At 45.6% G+C, this 1,826-nt stretch carries 2 protein-coding genes and 1 pseudogene; 2 read left to right on the top strand and 1 reads right to left on the bottom strand.

Annotated elements, in window-relative coordinates; genetic code table 11:
- Positions 1 to 616, bottom strand: a pseudogene (locus tag ACVBIU_RS20430) (signal recognition particle-docking protein FtsY); the annotation flags it as partial.
- Positions 617 to 841: 225 nt separating this feature from the next.
- Here ACVBIU_RS20430 and rsmD point away from each other — a divergent pair.
- Together rsmD and ACVBIU_RS20440 are read left to right on the top strand one after the other, a co-directional pair.
- On the top strand, positions 842 to 1,471 hold the full coding sequence (gene rsmD / locus ACVBIU_RS20435) for a 16S rRNA (guanine(966)-N(2))-methyltransferase RsmD (protein WP_447164642.1): 630 nt from the start codon (positions 842 to 844) through the stop codon (positions 1,469 to 1,471).
- Positions 1,472 to 1,753: a DUF1145 domain-containing protein gene (locus ACVBIU_RS20440; RefSeq protein WP_447158959.1), complete on the top strand. Its 282-nt coding sequence runs from the start codon at positions 1,472 to 1,474 to the stop codon at positions 1,751 to 1,753. It begins immediately after the preceding gene.
- The last annotated feature ends 73 nt before the right edge of the window (positions 1,754 to 1,826 follow it).

The raw sequence follows: 1,826 nt of genomic DNA on the forward strand, positions 1-1,826 counted from the left end.
CTTCTGCCACGGCGGCATTTTCAGCCGCAATACGTGCAGTCTCAGCTTGAGCCACTTGCTCTGCAGCAACTCTTTGAGCTTCAGCTTCTGCCACGGCGGCATTTTCAGCCGCAATACGTGCTGACTCAGCTTGAGCCACTTGCTCTGCAGCAACTCTTTGCGCTTCAGCTTGTGCCACGGCGGCATTTTCAGTCGCAATACGTACAGCCTCAGCTTGAGCCACTTGCTCTGCAGCAACTCTTTGCGCTTCAGCTTCTGCCACGGCGGCATTTTCAGTCGCAATACGTACAGCCTCAGCTTGGGCTATTTGCTCTGCTGCAACTCTTTGCGCTTCAGCCTGCTCAGCAGCAATACGTGCTGACTCAGCTTGAGCCACTTGCTCTGCTGCAATACGTTCAGCTTCTGCCTGCTCTGCAGCTAGGCGAGCCTCTTCTGCAACTCTTTGCGCTTCAGCTTGTTCGGCAGCAAGATGCTCAGCTTCAACTCTTGCTAACTCAAGTTTTTCAGCTTCTTCTAATTCAAGCTTTTCAGCTTCTAATTTCGCCGCTTCTACAGCCTGCGCTTCTTCTTTAGACTTATCCTTGCGGAACCAGGAAAAAAAACCTTTCTTTGCCATGTGTTATACCGGTGCTCAAATAGCTGTACATAAATGCATTAGGGTGGAGGACGTTATATCAAAAATCAGCTTAGATTACGCAGATAAAAGCAGCAAAACCGCCATTCATACGGATTCTAACAACGGCTTTTTACCTTTTAGCTGTGCTTTGATATAAAATAACGACCTGAATTCAGACGGCATAGTCTACCACTTTCTTTCATTAGGCAAAATCACGAGGACACCATGGTCAAAAAAAGACCTTCTAGCGGTCAAGTTAGGATTATTTCAGGCCAGTGGCGCTCTCGAAAGTTGCCCATTCATGACCTTGAAGGGCTACGCCCAACCACAGATCGCGTTAGAGAAACCCTATTTAACTGGATTGCTAACGATATTCGCGGTGCACGCGTACTCGACTGCTTTGCAGGGAGTGGCGCACTGAGCCTTGAATCACTGTCGCGATACGCAAGTTACGCGAAGATTTTTGAGCTACAAGCCCAGGCTGCGAAACAGCTCGTGGCCAACTTAGCCACGCTCAAGTGCGATAACGCAGATGTGATTAAAGGTGATAGCTTAGCCTTGCTGGCGAATAAACCTAGCGAAGGCTTCGATCTGGTTTTTATCGACCCACCTTTTAGAAAGTCACTCGCCGAGAAGAGTATTACGCTTATCGAGCAGCACGAATGGCTTAATGACAATGCACAGATCTACGTAGAAACAGAGAGTGAAATCGCGATGTTAACCGTACCCGCGAGCTGGAGTTTGCTAAAAGAGAAAAAAGCAGGCCAAGTGATCTATCGTTTGTATCAATACTCTGCAATAGCACTTGAAGAAGAAATTGATAATTCAAATAACGATGCACAGGAAACGAACTAAATGAAAGTTATGTTAATTCTAGGGAAAATCGTCACCGCATTTGCTTGGTTGATGATGCTATATAACATAGCTTTCCCCTTTGAAGGTGGCATTGCAGTGGCTCTTAATATTCTGTTTGTAATGACAATATTGATGCACTGCTTTCAAACCTTCATTTTCCACAGTTTATTTAGCCAACTTTTAACACTAAGAAAAAGCGATTATCTGCAGGTATTCCTATTCGGTGTATTTAGCTTACTGCAATACCGCAAACAAGTGTTAGATAAGCAGGTTAAAGCCTAGGTTCTAGGTTCTAGGTTCTAGGTTCTAGGTTCTAGGTTCTAGGTTCTAGGTTCTAGGTTCTAGGTTCTAGGTT

It is taken from the genome of Shewanella sp. 30m-14, assembly GCF_052977125.1.